The 20,494-nt window shown below is 62.8% G+C and carries 17 protein-coding genes and 1 tRNA gene; 10 read left to right on the forward strand and 8 right to left on the reverse strand.

Going from position 1 to position 20,494, the window contains the following annotated elements; all coding sequences use genetic code 11:
* Positions 1 to 41: 41 nt before the first annotated feature.
* Positions 42 to 251: a DUF1674 domain-containing protein gene (locus V1277_RS14435; protein WP_334416821.1), complete on the reverse strand. Its 210-nt coding sequence runs from the start codon at positions 249 to 251 to the stop codon at positions 42 to 44.
* A gap of 159 nt (positions 252 to 410) precedes the next feature.
* Here V1277_RS14435 and V1277_RS14440 point away from each other — a divergent pair, with 159 nt between their 5' ends.
* The 3 genes from V1277_RS14440 (at position 411) to purH (ending at position 5,335) form a co-directional block, all read left to right on the forward strand.
* Positions 411 to 1,760, forward strand: a complete 1,350-nt coding sequence (locus tag V1277_RS14440) for an RsmB/NOP family class I SAM-dependent RNA methyltransferase (RefSeq protein WP_334416823.1) — start codon at positions 411 to 413, stop codon at positions 1,758 to 1,760.
* Between the two features lie 161 nt (positions 1,761 to 1,921).
* Positions 1,922 to 3,637, forward strand: coding sequence for a heparinase II/III family protein (locus V1277_RS14445; protein WP_334416825.1), 1,716 nt, complete (start codon positions 1,922 to 1,924; stop codon positions 3,635 to 3,637).
* A gap of 105 nt (positions 3,638 to 3,742) precedes the next feature.
* Positions 3,743 to 5,335, forward strand: a complete 1,593-nt coding sequence (gene purH, locus V1277_RS14450; protein ID WP_334416826.1) for a bifunctional phosphoribosylaminoimidazolecarboxamide formyltransferase/IMP cyclohydrolase — start codon at positions 3,743 to 3,745, stop codon at positions 5,333 to 5,335.
* A gap of 172 nt (positions 5,336 to 5,507) precedes the next feature.
* Here purH and V1277_RS14455 read toward each other — a convergent pair whose 3' ends face one another.
* Complete coding sequence (locus tag V1277_RS14455) at positions 5,508 to 6,893, reverse strand: MFS transporter (RefSeq protein WP_334416828.1); 1,386 nt, start codon at positions 6,891 to 6,893, stop codon at positions 5,508 to 5,510.
* 128 nt (positions 6,894 to 7,021) lie between these two features.
* On the opposite strand from V1277_RS14455, the gene ggt reads away from it, so the two are divergent.
* Positions 7,022 to 8,761, forward strand: a complete 1,740-nt coding sequence (ggt, locus tag V1277_RS14460) for a gamma-glutamyltransferase (protein WP_334416830.1) — start codon at positions 7,022 to 7,024, stop codon at positions 8,759 to 8,761.
* 298 nt (positions 8,762 to 9,059) lie between these two features.
* On the forward strand, positions 9,060 to 9,956 hold the full coding sequence (locus V1277_RS14465; RefSeq protein ID WP_334416832.1) for an SDR family oxidoreductase: 897 nt from the start codon (positions 9,060 to 9,062) through the stop codon (positions 9,954 to 9,956).
* 33 nt (positions 9,957 to 9,989) lie between these two features.
* Here V1277_RS14465 and V1277_RS14470 read toward each other — a convergent pair whose 3' ends face one another.
* Positions 9,990 to 10,655 (reverse strand): glutathione S-transferase family protein, encoded by a 666-nt coding sequence (locus tag V1277_RS14470; protein WP_334416834.1) that lies wholly within the window; start codon positions 10,653 to 10,655, stop codon positions 9,990 to 9,992.
* A gap of 148 nt (positions 10,656 to 10,803) precedes the next feature.
* On the opposite strand from V1277_RS14470, the gene V1277_RS14475 reads away from it, so the two are divergent.
* The 3 genes from V1277_RS14475 (at position 10,804) to panE (ending at position 13,131) form a co-directional block, all read left to right on the forward strand.
* Positions 10,804 to 11,415, forward strand: coding sequence for a DUF2239 family protein (locus V1277_RS14475; RefSeq protein WP_334416836.1), 612 nt, complete (start codon positions 10,804 to 10,806; stop codon positions 11,413 to 11,415).
* Between the two features lie 37 nt (positions 11,416 to 11,452).
* Positions 11,453 to 12,058 (forward strand): 2-hydroxychromene-2-carboxylate isomerase, encoded by a 606-nt coding sequence (locus V1277_RS14480; protein ID WP_334416838.1) that lies wholly within the window; start codon positions 11,453 to 11,455, stop codon positions 12,056 to 12,058.
* Positions 12,059 to 12,207: 149 nt separating this feature from the next.
* Positions 12,208 to 13,131: a 2-dehydropantoate 2-reductase gene (panE, locus tag V1277_RS14485; RefSeq protein ID WP_334416840.1), complete on the forward strand. Its 924-nt coding sequence runs from the start codon at positions 12,208 to 12,210 to the stop codon at positions 13,129 to 13,131.
* Positions 13,132 to 13,275: 144 nt separating this feature from the next.
* On the opposite strand, the gene V1277_RS14490 is transcribed toward panE, so the two are convergent.
* Complete coding sequence (locus tag V1277_RS14490) at positions 13,276 to 13,857, reverse strand: c-type cytochrome (RefSeq protein ID WP_334416842.1); 582 nt, start codon at positions 13,855 to 13,857, stop codon at positions 13,276 to 13,278.
* Positions 13,858 to 13,946: 89 nt separating this feature from the next.
* Complete coding sequence (locus tag V1277_RS14495; protein WP_334416844.1) at positions 13,947 to 15,209, reverse strand: PQQ-dependent sugar dehydrogenase; 1,263 nt, start codon at positions 15,207 to 15,209, stop codon at positions 13,947 to 13,949.
* A 419-nt stretch (positions 15,210 to 15,628) separates the two neighbouring features.
* Here V1277_RS14495 and V1277_RS14500 point away from each other — a divergent pair, with 419 nt between their 5' ends.
* Positions 15,629 to 17,713, forward strand: coding sequence for a DUF2235 domain-containing protein (locus tag V1277_RS14500; RefSeq protein WP_334416846.1), 2,085 nt, complete (start codon positions 15,629 to 15,631; stop codon positions 17,711 to 17,713).
* 85 nt (positions 17,714 to 17,798) lie between these two features.
* Complete coding sequence (locus V1277_RS14505) at positions 17,799 to 18,272, forward strand: hypothetical protein (RefSeq protein ID WP_334416848.1); 474 nt, start codon at positions 17,799 to 17,801, stop codon at positions 18,270 to 18,272.
* A 68-nt stretch (positions 18,273 to 18,340) separates the two neighbouring features.
* On the opposite strand, the gene V1277_RS14510 is transcribed toward V1277_RS14505, so the two are convergent.
* The 3 genes from V1277_RS14510 to V1277_RS14520 form a co-directional block, all read right to left on the reverse strand.
* A complete protein-coding gene (locus V1277_RS14510) occupies positions 18,341 to 18,631 on the reverse strand; it encodes a hypothetical protein (protein ID WP_334416849.1) in 291 nt (96 codons plus the stop codon).
* A 115-nt stretch (positions 18,632 to 18,746) separates the two neighbouring features.
* Positions 18,747 to 20,084 (reverse strand): MATE family efflux transporter, encoded by a 1,338-nt coding sequence (locus V1277_RS14515; RefSeq protein ID WP_334416850.1) that lies wholly within the window; start codon positions 20,082 to 20,084, stop codon positions 18,747 to 18,749.
* 334 nt (positions 20,085 to 20,418) lie between these two features.
* A tRNA-Gly gene (locus V1277_RS14520) sits at positions 20,419 to 20,493 on the reverse strand.
* Position 20,494: the final 1 nt, after the last annotated feature.

Here is a 20,494-nt window from a genome sequence, read left to right on the forward strand (position 1 = left end):
AGGGCCCATTGCCCGTCCTTGCGCCTCAAAAATCTTGGCCCTCAAAAATCCGAAGCGATCCCTCTGCGCTCCCAATCGCCGTAGCGGGTCGGTTCCGGTCCCTTCGGACCCTGGAATTCCTTCTGCTGCGGCATGGCGCTGGCGTCAGTGGCCTTGCGGCGCGCTTCGGCCTCGGCAAGCGCGCGCTCGGCCGCGGGCGTCAGCTTCTTGCGTTCCGCAACCGGCGCGGGGGATGAATAATTGTCGGTCATCGCAACTCTCCCATAGCACGGGATGGGCGCACAGATGACATCACAATCGAGAAATTGTCTGTGGCGATTCTTACATTTGGCATATTCGCATGCCAAATGAGTGTTTCATTTCATTGGCATGAGCCGAAACCTTTCCGCCTTCCGAGACATTCCTGCTTCATGCCCCCTTCAAGATTCGCAGTACCTTCAGAAGTGCCCGGCCTCGCGGCGCGGCGGATCGCGGCTGATATTCTCGACGGCGTGCTGCACAAGCATCGCACCCTCGACGATCAGCTCGACGGCACGGGCGCCCATCCCGGACTGAAGGCGCTCGCCGATCGCGACCGTGCGTTGATGCGGCGGCTGGTGGCGACGATCCTGCGACGGCTCGGCACGCTCGGCCATTTGCTGTCGCGCCTGCTCGATCGCGGTATTCCGACGGATGCGCCGCGGGCACAGAGCGCACTACTGATCGGCGCGGCGCAGATTCTCTGGATGGACGTGCCTGATCACGCCGCTGTCGATCTTTCGGTGCGGCTGGTGCAATCGGACCGCCGCGCCGCAAAGTATGCCGGCCTCGTCAACGCCGTGCTGCGCCGCTGCGCCCGCGAGGGACAGCCGCTGATCGAGGAAATCAAGTCGCAGACGCTTGATGTTCCGCCGTGGCTGTTGACGCGCTGGATCGGCGCCTATGGCGAGACCACCGCGCGGGAGATGGCGCGCGCCATCGGCCACGAGCCGTCCCTCGACATCACCGTGAAGACGGACGCGGCGCAATGGGCGAGCCGCCTGCATGGCGAAACCTTGCCGACCGGAACCGTGCGCACGCTGCTGCAAGGGTCGGTGACCATGCTGCCCGGTTTCTCCGAGGGACAGTGGTGGGTGCAGGACGCCGCGGCCGCGCTGCCGACGCGGTTGTTTGGCGATGTCGCCGGCAAGAGCATCGTCGACCTCTGCGCCGCGCCCGGCGGCAAGACCGCGCAACTCGCGCACGCCGGCGCGCGCGTCACCGCGGTCGATCGCTCGCCGGCGCGCATGGCGCGGCTGCGCGACAATCTGGCCCGGCTCTCGCTGCAGGCCGATGACGTGGTGACCGATGCGGCCGAATGGCAAGGCAGCGGCAATGGCGGTTACGACGGCGTGCTGGTGGATGCGCCCTGCACCTCCACCGGCACCATCCGCCGTCACCCCGATGTCGCCTGGCTGCGTCAGGAAGCCGACATTGCGGCGCTGTCCGCGCTACAGAAACGGTTGCTGCAAAAGGCGGTCGCCCTGCTCAAGCCGGGCGGAACGCTGGTCTATTGTACCTGTTCGCTGGAGCCCGAGGAAGGCGAACAGGCGATCGCGTCCCTGCTCGCTACCGAACCGGGCGTGCGTCGCGTCCCGGTCGAGGTGGACGAGGTCGCGGGCCTCAGCGAAATCGTGACCCCAAGCGGCGATTTACGCACCCTGCCCTGCCATTTGCCCCATGACGACCCCCGGCTCGGCGGACTAGATGGATTTTACGCCGCGCGACTGGTTAAAACCTGATTTTTAGACCGGAATCACCCTGCCTTCGGTGATTCGTCGATTTTCAAGATGGTGTGTTGCCGGTGTTTCCGGATTAAAAGGATTCGCCAGAATACCCCTCCCTCCCTAAGCCAAGGCACGGCGTGTCGGTCGCTCAACGCAGACGCATCTCGACGCTTATCATGAGCCGCTCGGCGCGGACCGTGATCGCGCGCGCGACCGGCGCCACGGTGGCGGTATCGCGGCTGTGGCCCGGCCGCGCCGACCGGCTGATCATCGCCCCGCACGATCTGCGCACCGCCGACGCGACCCGCGCCGCGGAAATCTATGCCGGCCGCTTCGTGTTCGCCGGCAAAATCGTCACCTGCCATGGCCGTTCGATCTTCGATCTCGAGCCGCCGTCGGAAGATTGGGAAGTCGCGCTGCTCGGCTTCGGCTGGCTGCGGCACCTGCGCGCCGCCGACACCGCGCTGACCCGCGCCAATGCCCGCTCGCTGGTCGACGACTGGATCTCGAATCCGGCGCGCAAGCGGCCGCTCGAACGCCGCCCCGACGTGCTGGCCCGCCGCGTGATCTCGCTGTTGTCGCAGGCGCCGCTGGTGCTCGGCGACACCGACGGAAAATTCTATCGCAAATATCTGCGCGGGCTGACCCGTGAGATCCGTTATCTGCGCTACACGATGCTCGACATCGCCGACGGTGTGCCGCGGCTGCAGGTCCTGATCGCGCTGTGCTACGCCTCGCTGTGCCTGGCCAATCAGGCGCGACACATCCGCTCCGCCACGCGACGGCTTTCCGACGAATTGCAGCGCCAGATCCAGCCCGACGGCGGGCATATTTCGCGCAACCCCGGCGCGCTGGTCGAACTGCTCAGCGACCTCCTGCCCCTGCGCCAGACCTTTGCCGCCCGCAACATCGCGCCGCCGCCCGCGCTGTTGAATGCGATCGACCGCATGATGCCGATGCTGCGCTTCTTCCGTCATGGCGACGGCAGCTTCGCGCTGTTCAACGGCATGAGCAACGCGCCGTCGGACCTGGTGGCGACGCTGCTCGCCTATGATGACACGCACGGCGTACCGATGGCGAACATGCCGCATACCGGCTTCCAGCGCCTCGACGCCGGCACGACGACCGTCATCATCGATAGCGGCCCGCCGCCGCCGCCGAATGTCAGCCAGGAAGCGCACGCCGGCTGTCTCTCGTTCGAACTGTCTTCGGGGCCGAGCCGGATCGTGGTCAATTGCGGGATGCCCTCGACCGGCCGGGATAATTGGCGCACCTTTGCCCGCAGCACCGCAGCGCATTCGACCCTGACCTATCACGAGGCGTCCTCGTGTCAGTTCGTCGAATTGTCGGCGATGAAGCGCCTGCTTCAGGGCGCGCCGGTCGTCAGCGGTCCGGCCAACGTGGAAAGCTACCGCGAGGCGGTGGCCGACGGCGATCTCCTGACCACCTCGCATGACGGCTATCTCGCACGCTTCGGCGTCGTGCATCGCCGGGTGCTGATGATCTCCCATGACGGCGCAAGGCTCGACGGCGAGGACACGGTGTCGCCGGCGCCGGGGACGCGCATCAAGGGCGCGGAGACCGATTTTGCGCTGCGGTTTCATCTTCATCCCGCGGTGAAGGCCAGCCGCCTCAGCGATGCGCGCGGCGTCATGCTGGTATTGCCCAACCGCGACGTCTGGACCTTCGAGGCGCTCGACGACAAGGTCGATCTCGAGGACAGCGTGTTTCTGGCCGGCAATGACGGGCCGCGCCGTACCGCCCAGATCGTGATCAGGCAGGATTCCCGCCACGCCTCCTCGATCCGCTGGAGCTTTGTCCGCTCGAGCACGTCGCCAGGCGCCACCAACACGCGGCGCAATGCGCGGCGAGAGCCGGAATTGCCGCTCTGAGCCCTTCCCGGCCAGATTTCCACACCCGGATTTGGCGCCTTCTGGCGGTTTCATGACCGGCCAATCCATGCTACCGGGCTGGCCTTAACAGCCAGGAATCCAGCCATGACCGACCATCCGCGCCGCGTGACCCGCGCCCTGTTGTCCGTTTCCGACAAGACCGGCCTGATCGAATTTGCCCAGGCGCTGGCGGGACATGGCGTCGAACTGGTCTCGACCGGCGGCACGGCGAAGGCGATCGCCGCCGCAGGGCTGAAGGTCAAGGACGTCTCCGAACTTACCGGCTTCCCCGAAATGATGGATGGCCGCGTCAAGACGCTGCATCCGAGGGTGCATGGCGGCCTTCTCGCGATCCGCCACAACAAGGAGCACGCCGACGCGATGAAGGCGCACGGCATCGCGCCGATCGACCTGCTCGTCGTCAACCTCTACCCGTTCGAGGCGACCGTCGACAAAGGCGCCGGCTATGAAGACTGCATCGAGAATATCGATATCGGCGGGCCCGCGATGATCCGGGCGGCCGCCAAAAACCACGATGATGTCGCCGTCGTCGTCGAGGCGCAGGACTATCAGGCCGTGCTCGACGAACTCGCCGCCAATAAGGGCGCAACGACGCTCGCGTTGCGCCGCCGCCTCGCCGCAAAAGCCTATGCGCGCACCGCCGCCTATGATGCCGCGATCTCGAACTGGTTTGCTACAGAGCTCAAGGACAATGCGCCGGATTTCCGCGCCTTCGGCGGCCGGTTGATCCAGTCCTTGCGCTATGGCGAGAACCCGCACCAGACCGCGGCGTTCTATGCAACCCCCGACAAGCGGCCCGGCGTCTCCAGCGCGCGCCAGTTGCAGGGCAAGGAACTTTCCTACAACAACATCAACGACACCGATGCGGCTTACGAATGCGTCGGCGAGTTCGATCCGAAGCGCACCGCGGCCTGCGTTATCGTGAAACATGCGAACCCCTGCGGTGTTGCGGAGGGACCCGATCTCGTCACCGCCTATCGCCGCGCGCTCGCCTGCGACTCGACGTCGGCCTATGGCGGCATCATCGCAGTCAACCGCACGCTGGATGCGGAGGCCGCGCGCGCCATCATCGGCATTTTCACCGAAGTGATCATCGCCCCCGACGCCACCGAAGAGGCGATCTCGATCATCGGCAGCAGGCGTAATTTGCGCTTGTTGCTCGCGGGCGGCTTGCCCGACCCGCGCACGGTCGGCCTGACCGCCAAGACGGTTGCCGGCGGCTTGCTGGTGCAGAGCCGCGACAATGCGGTGGTCGAGGACATGGACATCAAGGTCGCAACCAAACGCGCGCCGACCGACGCCGAACTGCGCGACCTCAAATTCGCCTTCCGCGTCGCCAAGCATGTCAAGTCGAACACCATCATTTACGCCAAGGACCTCGCCACGGTGGGCATCGGCGCAGGCCAGATGAGCCGGGTCGATTCGGCGCGTATTGCCGCCCGCAAAGCACAGGATGCTGCGGCCGAAATGAAGCTCGCCGAACCGCTGACCAAAGGCTCCGTCGTCGCGTCCGATGCGTTCTTCCCGTTCGCCGACGGCATGCTGGCCTGCATCGAAGCCGGCGCAACGGCGGTGATCCAGCCCGGCGGTTCGATGCGCGATGAAGAAGTAGTCAAGGCCGCCGACGACCACGGCATCGCCATGGTGTTCACCGGCGTCAGGCATTTCAGGCATTGATGCGCGTCCGTCCCTGCCTCCGTGCGCAATCGCGCACTCGGCGCAGGGACCCATAACCACAAATGCGAATTGGGAAATGGAGCCGGGGCCGCGATCCCGTCCGACAAGCACGAACGGTGGCTATGGGTCCCCGCCTTCGCGAGGGACGACGAGCCTGTCAAATCGTCCACCCTCACTCCCGCACGCGCGACAGCAGCGCCAGGCCCGCGACGAAGAACAGCACCAGCAGCGCCATGCCGGCTTTCTGGCTTGCGGTCACGGCCGTGATCGCGCCGATCAGGAGCGGACCGATGAACGACGTCACCTTTCCAGTCAGCGCGAACAATCCAAAGTATTGCGCGATGCGATCCTTCGGCGCGAGACGGATCAGCAGCGTGCGCGACGCCGCCTGCAGCGGGCCGCCGGCCGCGCCGATCAGGCACCCGAGCACGAGATAGGCGCGCTCGGCGGCGCCGGAAAACAGTGCACCGCCGGGAGCTGGTGGCGCGACCTTCACGAACAGGATCGAATCCTTGTCGACCAGCAAGATCGCGGCGAGCGCAAGCAGCAGGATCGAGAGGCTGCCGGCGATAACGCGCTTGGGTCCGAGCCTGTCGTCGAGCTTGCCGCCGAGCCAGGCGCCGAAGGTACCCGCAATCGCCAGAAGAATTCCAAACGTCCCGATCTGGATCGTATGCCAGCCGAACGTGCCGGCGGCGTAGATGCCGCCGAACGCGAACAGCGACACCAGCCCGTCGGTATAGATCATGTTGGCGAGCAGGAACGTCGCGATCGACTTTTGCTTCGGCAATTCGCCGAGCGTTCGCTTGAGCCCGCTCAATCCTTCGCGCAACGCCTCGCGGATTGGACGCCTGGCCGGATAATCCGGCGTGAGCAGGAACATCGGCGTCACGAAAATGACGAACCAGATGCCGGTCAAGGGACCGGTGATGCGATCGCCCTGGTGCGTAACCGGATCGAGACCGAACAACGGCGCGAGGCCGAACAATGTCCGCCCGGTCTCGGGACTGGCCGCCAGAAAGCCGAGCACGAGGATGAGGCTGAGGATACCGCCGATATAGCCGGTCGCCCATCCGGTTCCGGACAACCGCCCGATTCTGTCCGGCGGCACCAGCGTCGGCATCATCGCATTGTTGAAGACGGTGGCGAATTCGACACCGATGCTCGCAATCGCATAGGCCAACAGCAGTGGCGGGATGACGCTGGGGTCGCCCGGCTTTCCGAACCACATCAGGCAAGAGCCGATCACCAAAAGGGAGCCGAAGCCGGCGATCCACGGCTTGCGGCGGCCGCTGGCGTCGGCAATGGCACCGAGCACCGGCGACAGCAGCGCGATCACCAGACCGGCGGCGGCGGTGGCGAATCCCCACAGCGCCTGCCCCCTTGCCGGATCCGGTGCGACGAAGCCCGCGAAATAGGGCGCGAAGACAAACGTGGTGATCAGCGTGAAATATGGCTGCGCGGCCCAATCGAAGAAGATCCAGCTCACGACGGCGGCGCGGCGCGGATATGCCTGCGGAATCTCGGCGCCAACTGCCTCGGAAGCGATCACCGCCATGCCGGATATTTCCTTCAAAAGTCTCGCGAAGCGTTTTGCGTGCCGAAACCGAACCCATATAGCATGCGTCACCAACGCTGGCGCTGTTGCCCACGCGCCACACAGGCTCAAACTGCGGCGGATTTTCGATGACAATCTTTCAAATCACTCGGCGCAAGGCGATTGCCGCAATCGTATTGGCTTTTGCCTGCGGTGCGACCGCCTTTGCGCAGGAACGCCGCTTTTATTCGCCGGACCTCTCCGCCGTTCGTTCCATTGCAGCCGAACGCGGCATGGTGGTCGCCCAGGAAAGGATCGCGGCGGAAGTCGGCGCCGACATTCTCCGGCAAGGCGGCAATGCGATTGATGCCGCGGTCGCCACCGGCTTTGCACTTGCCGTCACCTATCCGCGCGCCGGGAACATCGGCGGCGGCGGCTTCATGGTGATCCATTCGGCCGAGCGCAATGAAGACGTCGCCATCGACTATCGCGAGACCGCACCGGCCGCGACCACGCGCGATATCTTTCTGGGATCGGACGGCAAGCCTGATGCGGACAAGTCGCGCAATTCCGCGCTTGGTATCGGCGTGCCCGGCACGGTGGCCGGACTGGCACTGGCGCTGGAGAAATACGGCTCCGGCCGCTTCACGCTCGCGCAAATCCTGAAGCCCGCCATCGAGCTCGCACGAGACGGTTTCGTGATCGCCGACGACACCGCCGACACGCTGCCGGACATGTATCGCCGGATGGCGCGCTGGCCGGACTCGGCCAAGGCGTTCTCCCGTGACGACGGCACGGCGCTGCGAGAGGGCGACCGTCTGGTTCAGGCCGATCTCGCGGCAACGCTGTCGGCGATTGCCGAGCAGGGACCGCGTGGATTTTACCAGGGCCCGGTCGCCGAACGGCTGGCAAAAGCCGTCCGCGATGCCGGCGGCATCATGACGGCGGACGATCTCAAATCCTATGAGGCGGTGATCCGCAGCCCCGTGCGCGGCAGTTATCGCGGCTACGAGATCGTGTCGATGCCGCTGCCCTCGTCCGGCGGCACGGTGCTACTGGAAGCGCTGAACATTCTCGAAGGGTTTGCGATGGCGGACATGAAGCAGAGCTCGGCGCCCTCGTTGCATGTCATGATCGAAGCCATGAAGCGCGCTTACGCCGACCGGGCGCGCTATCTCGGCGATCCCGCCTTCGTCAATGCGCCGGCGAGTATCCTGATCGCGAAGGATTACGCGGCAAAGCAACGCGCCAGCATCGACCTTGCTCGCGCTACGCCCGCCGAGGCGTTATCCGTGAGCCTGCCGCGCGAGGGCAGCAATACCACGCATTATTCCGTCGTCGACGCCCGCGGTAATGCCGTCAGCAACACCTATACGCTGAATTTTTCCTATGGCGTCGGCCTCGTCGCCGATGGCACCGGCGTGCTGCTCAACAACGAACTCGACGACTTCACCGCAGCACCCGGCGCGGCGAACGCGTTCGGCCTGGTCGGCTTCGAAGCCAATTTGCCAGGCCCGGGCAAACGGCCACTGTCGTCGATGTCGCCCACGATCGTGCTGAAGGACGGCAAGCCGGTGCTGGTGACGGGCTCGCCGGGCGGCAGCCGCATCATTTCAGCCGTGCTGCAGGTCGTGGTCAACGTGCTCGATTACAAGATGGACGTGGGCACCGCCGTGGCCGCACCCCGGCTGCACCATCAATGGATGCCGGATGTGGTGCGCGTGGAGCGCGGCTTCCCGCAGGAAACGCTGGATGCGCTAAAAGAGAAGGGCCATCAGGTGATCGAGCCGCTCGGCCAGACCTCGGCCAATTCGATCGCCGTCACCCCCGGCGGCCTGCTCGGCGCCCCCGATCCGCGGACGAGAGCGGCGGCGGCGGTGGGGCACTGAGCGTAGCAGTTGGACAATGAAGCCGCACACTCGTGAGGGACGCGGGTTTGTAAGGGACGCACTAGCGGATGGGTTCCCCCCTTGCGGGGGAGGGTTAGGGAGAGGGGTGCCGCTTGCTCGACTGTTCGACACATAGCATGGACAATGCTCTCGGCCTCGCCGATCGCTTCGCGAGGTCGCTGACGCAGGATCGAGTATGTCCGCCGTCAGCGCCCGTGGCGTACCCCTCTCCCCAACCCTCCCCCGCAAGGGGGGAGGGAGCCGTTCGTTCGTGCGTCCATAACTGGAGGTTCTCGTCATGACATCCCTCAAAGGCAAGACGTTGTTCATCTCTGGCGCCAGTCGCGGCATTGGGCTGGCGATTGCGCTTCGCGCCGCGCGTGACGGCGCCAATATCGCGATTGCGGCGAAGACCGCCGAGCCGCATCCGAAACTCAAGGGCACGATCTACACCGCGGCGGAAGAAATTCGCGCCGCCGGCGGCAAGGCGCTGCCGGTGCTGTGCGACATCCGCGACGAGGCGCAGGTGATCGCGGCGGTCGAGCAGACCGTCGCCGAATTCGGCGGCATCGATATCTGCGTCAACAACGCCAGCGCCATCAGCCTGACCACCTCGCAAGCAACCGACATGAAGCGGTTCGACCTGATGTTGGGCATCAACACCCGCGGCACGTTCATGGTGTCGAAATACTGCATTCCGCATCTGAAGAAGGCGGAAAACCCGCACATACTGATGTTGTCGCCGCCGCTCGACATGAAGACGAAATGGTTCGAGCATTCCACCGCCTATACGATGGCGAAGTTCGGCATGAGCATGTGCGTGCTGGGCTTGTCGGGTGAGTTGAAATCCGCCGGCGTCGCTGTCAACGCGCTATGGCCGCGCACCACCATCGCCACTGCCGCGGTCGGCAACCTGCTCGGCGGCGAGGCGATGATGCGCGCCAGCCGCACGCCCGAGATCATGGGCGACGCCGCGCACGCGATCCTGACCAGGCCGGCGCGGGAATTCACCGGACAGTTCTGCATCGACGACAAGGTGCTGTACGCCTCCGGCGTCAGGGATTTCGAGCGCTACCGCGTCGATCAGTCCGTGCCGCTGATGTCGGATTTCTTCGTCCCCGACGACGACGTGCCGCCGCCCGGCGTCACGGTGCAACCGCTGCCCTCGGTCGGCGCCGCGCAGACGTCGCGCTAGAGGTGAACACCGACAGCAATGACGGAGGAGACGTCAACGCCCGACCACATACGGCCCGCCCTTCTCGAGCGCGCGCGCATAGGCCGGCCGCGCGCGGATGCGTTCGAGAAACGCTATCGCTTTGGGATGGCCCTGCTCGAGCCCGCCGCGCGCCGCGGCGGCTTCCAGGGGAAAGCTCATCTGGATATCGGCGGCGGTGAATTCATTGCCGGCGAACCATTCGCTCTTGCCGAGCTCGCTCTCCCAGTAATCCATGTGCTGCTTGAGCTGCGGATTGACCAGGGTGGTCAGCGCCGTGTTGGAGACCTTGCGCACCAGCGGCCGCAGCAGCGCAGGCGCACGCTTCGGCATCAGCGTGAACAGCAGCTTCAAAAGCAGCGGCGACATCGCGGAGCCTTCGGCATAGTGCAGCCAATAGGTGTAGCGCAGCCGCTCCGGCGTGTTCGGCGGCGGGATCAGGCGGCCATTGCCATAGGTGCCAACGATATATTCACAGATCGCGCCGGACTCGGCGATCGTATTGCCGTTGTCGATGATGACGGGCGATTTGCCGAGCGGGTGAATGGCGCGCAGTTCCTTGGGCGCGCGCATGTCCGGTTGGCGTTGATAGCAGACGATCTCGTAAGCGAGGCCAAGCTCTTCGAGAAGCCAGAGCACGCGCTGGGAGCGTGAATTGTTGAGATGATGAACCGTCAGCATGCGTCCCCCTGGAGTTGGCGTGGCGTTGGTGCCAGCCGGGGGATGGAAAGTCGAGACGGCCTTGAGCCAGATCATATTTTACCCGGGGGATATTGACATCCGAAATTTATCCGGGTAGTATTGTTCACGAAAATCCAGAGTATCTCCAATGGCCGACGCGTCTCGCCCCCAGTTCACAGCCTTCATCGGCCCGCAACGCCTGGCGGCCGGCCCGCTCGCCGAGGTCGCGCTGGCGGTCATGCAGGCTTCCCGCAGGCCTGCCGTACTGCCTATCATCATATTCAACGACGCGACCGGCCAGCCGATCGATCTCGACCTTCGCGGGACCGAGGGCGACGTTGTTGCCCGCCTGCCGCAACCGGCCTCGTCTCCGGAAGTCGAAGCCGATGAGGCTGCTGCGACGACTGGGCCGCGCGGACGAGGACGGCCCAAGCTCGGCGTGGTCGCGCGCGAGGTGACGCTGTTGCCGCGCCATTGGGAATGGCTCGGGGCGCAGCCCGGCGGAGCGTCGGTGGCCTTGCGCAAGCTCGTCGACGAGGCGCGCCGCGCCAATGGCGATGCGGATCGCGCCCGCGCGGCAAGGGACGCCGCCTATCGCTTCATGTCGGTGATGGCCGGCAATCTCGCCGGCTTCGAGGAAGCCTCGCGGGCGTTGTTCGCCGATGACCGGCGGCGCTTCGTCGCTCTCGTCGCCGGCTGGCCCGACGATATCCGCGACCACGTCGTCAAGCTCGCCTTCAGCGATCGCGCCGAGCCATAGGCGCGATCACAATGCGCCAAAACATAAGGAGACTGCCGTGAGCACAAATCCGCAATTCCTGTTCGATTTCGGCAGCCCAAACGCCTTCCTCAGCCATGAAGCGATTCCGGCGATCGAAGAGCGCACCGGCGTGGAGTTCGAATATGTGCCGATCCTGCTCGGCGGCATCTTCAAGGCCACCAACAACAAGTCGCCCGCCGAAACGCTCGCCGGCATCAAGAACAAACGCGAATTCCTCGCGCTGGAAACCGAACGCTTCGTGAAGCGCTTTGGGGTCAAGCCCTACGTCTGGAACCCATTCTTCCCGGTCAACACGCTGAACCTGATGCGAGCGGCGGTGGCAGCCCAGTTCGAGGGCGTGTTCGAGAAATATGTCGATGCTGCCTTCCACCACATGTGGGTCGAGCCAAAGAAGATGGATGATCCCGAAGTCGCTGCCAAGGCGCTGACCTCGTCCGGCCTGGATACTGCCAAGCTGCTGGCGCGATCGCAGGATGCGGATGTAAAGGCCAGGCTGATCGAGAATACGCAAAACGCGGTCGACCGTGGCGCGTTCGGCTTGCCGACGTTCTTCGTCGGCAAGGAAATGTTCTTCGGCAAGGAGCAACTTCGCGAAGTCGAGGAAATGATTTCGGGAAAGTAGCTGCCCAGATCAGACCACATGGTAGGCAAGCGAATGGTGAGTAGCGAATAGCGAATAGTTGGGAGTAGATTGCAGCCGGCATCTTCCTACTCGCCATTCGCTACTCGCTATTCGCCCGTTCCAAAATCAACAATAAGGAAAGTTGATCCATGCGTATTCTCGTGGTCGGGGCCGGCGCCATCGGCGGCTATTTCGGCGGCAGGCTGCTTCAGGCAGGAAACGACGTGACGTTCCTGGTCCGGCCTAAGCGCGCTTCGGAACTCGCAAGCACAGGTCTCGTCATCAGGAGCCCCGCCGGTGACGTGACGCTCGAGAACCCGCCGACAGTACAGGCCGACAAGCTCACCGAGACATTCGACGTCGTGCTGTTGAGCTGCAAGGCGTTCGACCTCGAGGATGCGATCAAATCTTTTGCTCCTGCGGTCGGGCCGACAACCGCAATCATCCCGCTGCTCAACGGCATGCTGCACCTCAACGTGCTGGACAAGAAATTCGGCGCCAACCGCGTGCTCGGCGGTCTCTGCGCGATCGCGGTGACGCTCAACGAGGCCCGCGAGGTGGTCCAGCTAGCGCCGATGCAGTCGCTTAATTTTGGCGAACGCGACGGCTCGATGTCGGAGCGGGTGCGTGCGATCGCAAAAGTGTTCGACAGTGGCAAATTCGCCGCCGCAGCCAGCGAACACATCATGCAGGACATGTGGGAGAAGTGGGTTTTCCTTGCTTCGCTCGCAGCCTCCACCTGCCTGATGCGTACCTCTGTCGGCAACATCCTGGCGGTCGCCGGCGGCAAGGATTTTCTGCTCGGCATGCTCGATGAATGCAGCGCGATCGCAAAGGCCTCGGGCTACGAGCCGACGGGACCATTCTTCCAGCGCACCAGCGGCTTGTTGACCACCGAGGGCTCGCCGATGACCGCCTCGATGTTCCGCGACATCAAGACGGGACTGCCGGTGGAAGCCGATCATGTGATCGGCGATCTCGTCGCACGCGCCGACGCGGCGAAGATTCCGGTGCCGAAGCTGCGCATCGCGTACACGCATCTGAAGGCATATGAGAAGCAGCGCTCAGCGTAGTCATCCGATCTTATCTCGGTCGTCCCTGCGAACGCAGGGACCCATACGCCGCGGCCTGCGGAAATGGCACACCGGAGATTGCTTTGCTTCAACGGCTGAGTGCAGTGGTTATGGGTCCCTGCGTTCGCAGGGACGACGAGCCACTCAGAGATGCGCGAGATAATGCGCGAGTGCCTCGATCTCTTCCTCGCTGAGGGAATAGGCGACATCCGTCATCGCAGCCATCGCGCCGCCGGATCGCACTCCCGATTTGTACTCGCGCAGCGCCTTGACCAGGTATTCCTCGCGCTGGCCGGCGACGCGGGCGACCCCCTTGGTGCCGGCGTAGCTATCGGTGTGGCATGACGCGCAGCGCCGGCCGACGGCCGCCTGCTCGCCCTTCTTCGACAAATCGGGATTGTCGTCAGGCTTTGATGCCTTCGGCGGTTCGAGCGAAGCGTAGTAGGCGCCGAGGTTGCGAATATCCTCATTATTGAGCTGTTCGACGATCGGCTGCATCTGCTCGTTTTTGCGGGTGCCGGCACGAAAGAACACGAGCTGCCACTGGATGAATTGATCGGGCTGCGCCGCCAGCGAGGGAGTGTTCTCGATCTGCGAAATGCCGCCCTCGCCATGACAACCGACGCACAGCTCGGCTTTCGCCTTGCCGGCCGCGATATCAGCGGCGCGGGCGAGCGGCACGCAAATCACAAACGCCAGCAGCGACCCCATCAATGCACTTCGCATTTCGACTACTCTCCGCCCTGTGCATCAAACAGCAAAGGCTGCGGCCACCCGTTCTCCAGGGCAAACCGCAGCCTCCGCCAGCTCAAATCCTACTTCTTGGTGTAGCTGATGCGGTAGATCGCACCGGCCCAGTCGTCGGCCACGAGGATCGAACCGTCCTTGTCCAGCAAGATATCGTTTGGCCGGCCGAGGTAGCCCTGGTCGCCTTCGAGCCAGCCAGAGGCAAAGATCTCCGATTTGGCGTTCTTGCCGTCGGCATCGACGATGACGCGCTTGATCCGGGCGCCCTGGTATTTGTGCCTATTCCAGGAGCCGTGCTCGGCGATCAGGATGTTGTTCTTGTACTCGGCCGGGAATTGATCGCCGGTATAGAACTTCATGCCGAGCGGCGCGACGTGCGCGCCCAGATTGACGACGGGCGGCGTGAATTCCGAACACTTGTGGCCCATCGCGAATTTCGGGTCCGGCATGTCGCCCTGGTGGCAATAGGGATAGCCGAAATGCTCGCCGATCCTGGAGATCATGTTCAGCTTGTCGCTCGGCATGTCGTCACTGACCCAGTCGCGGGCGTTCTCGGTAAACCAGTATCGCCCGCTGCGTGGATCGATGTCGCCGCCGACGCTGTTGCGGACGCCGAGCGCCCAGATCTCGGCGTTGCCGGTCTTGGGATCGACGCGGCGGACCTGCGAAACGCTGGTCGGCGGAATGCCGATGTTGAAGGGAGGACCGAACGGCAGGTAGAACCAGCCATCCTTGTCGACGGTGATGTATTTCCAACCATGAGCGATGTAGGACGGCATGTCGTCATACACCACCTTGCCGGCGCCGAGGTTGTCGAGATTGGCCTCGGCGTTTTCGTATTTGATCAGCTTGTCGACCGCGACGACGTAAAGCGCGCCATCGAGAAAGGCGAGGCCGGTCGGCATCTTGAGGCCCTTGAGAATGGTCTTGACCTCTTTCTTGCCGCCATTGTCCTTGATCGCATAGACATTGCCGAGGTCGAACGAACCGACGAACAGCGTGCCCTTGTCGCCCCACGCCATCTGCCGCGCGGACAACACGTTAGACGCATAAACTTCGATCTTGAAGCCGTCGGGCAGCTTGATCTTCTTCATCAGCGCCGCCAGTTCTGCGTCCGAGGCGCCGGTCGGCGGCCCTGACGGCGGAGCGAGGCCCTTTTGTTGTTCGGTCTCGTCGCCGAGGAACCAGTCCGGCGGCGGATTATTCCAGAAGTCCTTGGTGCCGGACTCGTATTTCTTTAGGGCCTTCTGTTGCGCAGGAGCCTGGCTGGCCCCCGCAACAACAAGGATTGCTGCGAGCGCAAGAATAGATCGATTGAAAGCCGATTTCATCGCGTCACTCCCTATGCAGCCGGATGGGCCGCGCCTGTTATTATTTTGAACTTTCGAGAGGCGAATATGGTCTGGTGAAGTGTGGCAGACCGAAAAATGGTAGCACATCCGGTGCCGGAGAGAAGCGCACGCCACGCGGTTCAGCACATGCTGAAGCAAATTGTGAGACGGATTGCCAAGCCGCACGTTCAATCCGCTCTTGCGCCGCTGCATCGCAATATCCGCGTCGAGCTAACGCGCGCAAGGCGCACGAGTGGGCGGCGTTCCACATCAAGTGGACCGCTTGCGCTGTCACCGATTGATAAACGAACAACGCAATTGTGGTCCATTTCATACAGGAGTGGATCAAACCCTGAGAAAACCATTCGGCATACCCTTCAACGTCAGTCTCCCCTCGCCGGGTTTGAGCGAGCGTCCGTATGGCCAACAAGCGGATCATTCTGCTCTCGGACGGCACCGGCAATTCCGCCGGCAAGGTCTGGCGGACGAATGTTTGGCGTGTGTTTGAATCGCTTGATCTGACGAGTTCGCAACAGATTGCGTTCTACGACGACGGGGTCGGCACCTCGTCCTTCAAGCCGTTTGCGATCCTGGGCGGCGCCTTCGGCTTCGGCCTGAAGCGGAACGTGCTCGATATCTACAAGTTTGCCTGCCGCAACTATCGCTCGCATCTGGACTATCTGGCGCTCGAGGCTGCCGCTGCGAAGGCCGAGGGTCGCGAGGAGAGATACGGTCCCTGGCAGAGCGACGACATCTTTGCATTCGGGTTCAGCCGGGGGGCCTTCACCATCCGCGTGGTGAACGGGCTGATCTGCGAACAGGGCCTGGTGAAATACCAGACCGAAGAAGAGCTCGATCGAAAGGTCGCCGCGGCCTACCGCGCGCACCGGGCAGAGACGTTCAAATCGCAGTTTCAAATCGAATGGGCATTTCGAAAGCTGCGCAACCTGTTCGTATCAGCCAAGCACGACAAGAACGAGCGCCCGGTCGATCACATCGCCTTCCTCGGCCTTTGGGATACCGTCGCCGCCTACGGCCTCCCCATCGACGAAATGACCCGCGGCGTCAGCCGCTATCTCTGGCCGCTCGAACTGCCGGACCGGCAGCTTCATCCACTGGTGCGCAAGGCCTGCCATGCGCTCTCGCTCGACGATGAGCGCACCACGTTTCATCCGCTGCTGTGGGACGAGAGTCCGGAGACCGTTGTCCCCGGTACCCGGAAGACCAGTTCGGAACGGATCACACAGGTCTGGTTCGCCGGCGTGCATTCCAATGTCGGCGGCGGATATCCGGACGACTCGCTCGCCCATGTGTCGCTGACCTGGATGTTGTCAGAGGCGCGCAGCCGCGGCCTTACCTTGAAGGCGGCGCCGGGAGCCGATCCCGACGCGTTTGCGCGGGTGCAGTCGACCCAGGACAAGGACGGCCGCATCTACGATTCCCGCAACGGGCTCGGCGGCTACTACCGCTACGGGCCACGGAGCGTGGCCGCGCTGTCGGATACGAAATTTTCCGACGACAAGCGCGATTGCGTGAAGATCGCAATGCCGAAGATCCACGAAAGCGTATTCGACCGGATCTCCGTCGATGCGCATCTCTATGCGCCGGTCGCACTGCCACCGGTCTATGAAATATTGACCTACGACGAGAGGATCGTCACCCCGGACAAGCTGACCGTCCCGCCGGGCAGGCCGAGATATGAGAGCGTGGCCTCCGCCCGCCAGCGCGAGCTCACCCAGGAGCACGTCGTCGGAAGTTCGATCTGGCGGCGACGCATTATCTATTTCCTGACCGTCATCGCGTCGCTCTATTTGCTGACCTATCCGCTTACATCCACCGCGCCGGCCGCCGCCGAATTCACCACGCCCCTGCGGCCGCTTTCCGACCTCATTCGGATGGTCGGACTCGCTTTGCCGGGCGCGGCCTCACGCTGGATCAACGCCTATGCCAGGGAACCGCTTTGGTTTGTGCTTTGCGCCGGTCTTGTCGCGCTGCTGCTATGGTTGAGCGCCAGCCTTAAGGACCGGAAGGATCACCGATCAGATGCGCCGCGCGTGGCGGGTGAGCCTTGCAAAGGTCGATTTACACCGGAGCGAATCCAAACCAAGGCTCGGCCTCAACACATCGCAAATGGTGGTGCTGGCTGGCCTGCTCTTTGTCGCGCTCTATCCGCTACCGGGCTGGACCGGCTACAGCTTGCCAAAGCTGTCTGCCTCGCCGCAGACCTTCATCGACCGGATCACCCATCCCTATTTCCAGTTCTTCGCCTTTGCCGTCCTGGTCACCATGTTGCTCCCCGACAGGACGATCGCGCGCTTCAGACTGAAGGACGCCTACCGGCGATTGCTCACCAACATCAAACTCAAGGTCGCGCCTGCATTCTTTGCGGTTTTCTTCCTGGTCGGCGGCATCGCTTTCGCCAGCCACTATGTTTTCAACATTCGCGACAGCCTTGGCCACTTCTGCCAGCCGGCGGAAAAGCCAATCACGCTGAAGGTGTGTGACCCCGATGATATGAAACTGTGCAAGCGCGCGCCCGACGGCAGCTTCCCTGGCACCTGCACGTCGGTGGCGTGCCGAGGGGTCGACTTGGCTGCATTCAACACCGCCGACCTTTGCACACCCGTGGGCGTCATGCTCGAGAGGCGCGGACATTATCAGTTCGTTCTGGAAAAGGATGGCGACTGGTCGTTTCTCGGCGCGCCTTCGAGCCCGGGCGGAATGCCGCTCCGTGCGTTCCTGCCCAACTGGAAGAAGAACGGTGCAACCGATCCGACCGTTCCACTGGGCCGATTCGCTTTGCTGGCGGCAGCTTACCCGCTCAAGCGAACGCTCGACCGGCCCTTTGGCCACGTTATCCTCCGCTACGGCGAGACCGGCAATGAGGAGAATTTCATCGATGGCGAGCCGACGAACGGCCGGCTCGACGAGAAATTCAGGGCTACCCGCGACGGGCAGTTGTTCGTCTATCTGAACCAGCCGGTCAGCGGCGTCTTCCCGGGTCTGTTTCGCAACGTGAATTCGGGAAAGGCCCGGATCTGGGTCTATCGCATCCCGAGGTGAGCGACCCGTTAGAGCGTTTTCCAGCGAAGCATGCCCTCGGACTTGATCCGTCGTGGGTGCGCACCGGTTCACGTCAAGAAAACGCGGCAAAACAAAAATCTAGAGCCCGGTTTGGATTCAATCAGAACCGAAAAGGCTCTGGAGTAAGGATGCCGCCGCTGGAGGCGCACGCCCGTTGTCGGCTGTAAACGAAAGGCCGCCAAATGGCGGGCTGTCGTTGGATCCAGTGTTTGCCGATTTTGCCATTCCGGCAGGTCGTCCAGCTTCACGGCCGACGAATGCCAACAGCGCTCGCTGGGATCACCGTCAGGCGGGCCGACGCAGTCGACAAAAATGGTCTTGAAGCCTTCGGCCTTCATGCCTGACGGCGTCCCATCAGACCAATAGCGCAGGCGGGAACAACTTCGCGCCGCGAGTGGCAGCGGCTGTGGATATGTTAGCAAACGAATCGGCAGACCCTATTCGCCGGACGCACTATCGCTTTTCGAACTTTCCAAGCTCTCTACGCAAGAGCCAGAGACTTACAATTGCTTGCGCGGTCGTTGTCGCAATCGACAAATACCACATTTGCTTCGAACTAAAGCTTGGCTGCGCGGAAAGCCAAAGCGTCGGAAACACGTAGCTGATCAATCGCACGGTGGAGCTGATGAGTTGTGGCCGGGTGTTTCCCAAGCCTTGGAAGGCGCTAGAGCACACAAAGATAATCCCCTGCGCGAACAGATTCAGCGAAACCATCCTGAGAAATAGATCGCCTTCCGCGATCGCCTGAGCGTCGCTCGTAAAGCGATGCAGTAGCGATGCCGATTGCCACTGGGTTACTATCGTCGCAGCGAGCATCACCGCCGATGTGGTAATCAGAACGACGCGAAGCACCTGCTTCACGCGAGACAAATCGAGAGCGCCAACGTTTTGCCCGACGATTGCGGCCGACGCGAAGGCGATTGCCATAGCTGGCACTTGGATGAGGCCCAGCACGCGCGAGCCTATGCTAAACCCCGCCTGCGCCGACGGGCCTACGCTTCCCAGCGCGTGGTAGATGACGGCCATATATATAAACATGATCGCAAACTCGCCGCTCGCTGGGAGACCGATTTTCAGAATGCGACGGCAATATGCAAAGTTGAACTTTGGTTGCCCTTCATTGAGCCGGAGATAGCCATTCACATTCAAGAGGTAGACGAAAGCGGCGATAACTCCCACGGCAACGGCCAATGAGCTTGCCAAGCCAGCCCCAGCAACTCCCATCGGCTTCTGAGTCCCCCAACCGAGAATCAGGATTGGAGCAAGGGCTATGTTTATACCGACAATTAGTGCCTGAACGTACATCGACGGTTTGGCAAGGCCGACTCCTCGTAAGGCCGACAGTATTGCTTGCAAGATGAATTGGAGTGTGAGCGCTGGCAGAAACCAAATCAGATATATCGTGCCATCTGTGATCGTCGAAGCGTCAGCGGCAACGGCTTTCATGTATGGGCCAGCCAATGCGAAGCCGCACAGAAGCGTGCACGCTGCGAAGAGGCTGGAGAGAAGCAGAGACTGAAGGAAAGCCGAGTTCGCACTCGCTCGATCTTTGCGACCTACGGCCTGCGAGACTATCGCTAGGGTCCCGACGCTTACGACTTGCGTCATCGCGTTGACCGCGAACGCGGCATTTCCCGCTGCGCCTACCCCAGCAATCGCTGACTCACCGAGATCCGCCACGAAGTAGAGGTCAACCAGTCCGCAGACCAGCATTAGAATAAGGCCCGCGAAGAGCGGCGCAGCCATAGTCAGCAAATGGCTCAGAATCGAGCCCGACGTAAAGTCTTTCATGAGAAGGGGATATCCAACGGTCAGGTGAGAGGCAGTGACGCAGCTTGTCGCCCGCACGAACTGGACAGTTCGCGGGTCGGGTAGCCAACGCTGCGCGTCTCAGCTTCCGAGGATCACCAGACTTCTCTTTTATTGCCGCCCGGTTGAGGAGGTTACGCGTTCGATTTACAGGATGAGCGCCCGGCGCGCTAGCTTATGATGTCAGCCGGTCCAGCACTGACGATAGCTCGCCGATTAACCCCGGAAGATACCCCTAGGATACCCCGGCGCTAAAAACGCACGACTGCCGACCCCCGAAGGGGTCAGCTAAGTCATTACCAATGTTGAGAGAAGTTGGAGCGGGCGAAGGGGCTCGAACCCTCGACCCCGACCTTGGCAAGGTCGTGCTCTACCACTGAGCTACACCCGCA

The organism is Bradyrhizobium sp. AZCC 1588 (assembly GCF_036924735.1).
Lineage (GTDB): Bacteria > Pseudomonadota > Alphaproteobacteria > Rhizobiales > Xanthobacteraceae > Bradyrhizobium.

Coding starts and splice junctions, on each gene's coding strand:
- V1277_RS14435 (WP_334416821.1), bottom strand. CDS start 251: ATGACCGACAATTATTCATCCCCCGCGCCGGTTGCGGAACGCAAGAAG.
- V1277_RS14440 (WP_334416823.1), top strand. CDS start 411: ATGCCCCCTTCAAGATTCGCAGTACCTTCAGAAGTGCCCGGCCTCGCG.
- V1277_RS14445 (WP_334416825.1), top strand. CDS start 1,922: ATGAGCCGCTCGGCGCGGACCGTGATCGCGCGCGCGACCGGCGCCACG.
- purH (WP_334416826.1), top strand. CDS start 3,743: ATGACCGACCATCCGCGCCGCGTGACCCGCGCCCTGTTGTCCGTTTCC.
- V1277_RS14455 (WP_334416828.1), bottom strand. CDS start 6,893: ATGGCGGTGATCGCTTCCGAGGCAGTTGGCGCCGAGATTCCGCAGGCA.
- ggt (WP_334416830.1), top strand. CDS start 7,022: ATGACAATCTTTCAAATCACTCGGCGCAAGGCGATTGCCGCAATCGTA.
- V1277_RS14465 (WP_334416832.1), top strand. CDS start 9,060: ATGACATCCCTCAAAGGCAAGACGTTGTTCATCTCTGGCGCCAGTCGC.
- V1277_RS14470 (WP_334416834.1), bottom strand. CDS start 10,655: ATGCTGACGGTTCATCATCTCAACAATTCACGCTCCCAGCGCGTGCTC.
- V1277_RS14475 (WP_334416836.1), top strand. CDS start 10,804: ATGGCCGACGCGTCTCGCCCCCAGTTCACAGCCTTCATCGGCCCGCAA.
- panE (WP_334416840.1), top strand. CDS start 12,208: ATGCGTATTCTCGTGGTCGGGGCCGGCGCCATCGGCGGCTATTTCGGC.
- V1277_RS14490 (WP_334416842.1), bottom strand. CDS start 13,857: ATGCGAAGTGCATTGATGGGGTCGCTGCTGGCGTTTGTGATTTGCGTG.
- V1277_RS14495 (WP_334416844.1), bottom strand. CDS start 15,209: ATGAAATCGGCTTTCAATCGATCTATTCTTGCGCTCGCAGCAATCCTT.
- V1277_RS14500 (WP_334416846.1), top strand. CDS start 15,629: ATGGCCAACAAGCGGATCATTCTGCTCTCGGACGGCACCGGCAATTCC.
- V1277_RS14510 (WP_334416849.1), bottom strand. CDS start 18,631: ATGAAGGCCGAAGGCTTCAAGACCATTTTTGTCGACTGCGTCGGCCCG.
- V1277_RS14515 (WP_334416850.1), bottom strand. CDS start 20,084: ATGAAAGACTTTACGTCGGGCTCGATTCTGAGCCATTTGCTGACTATG.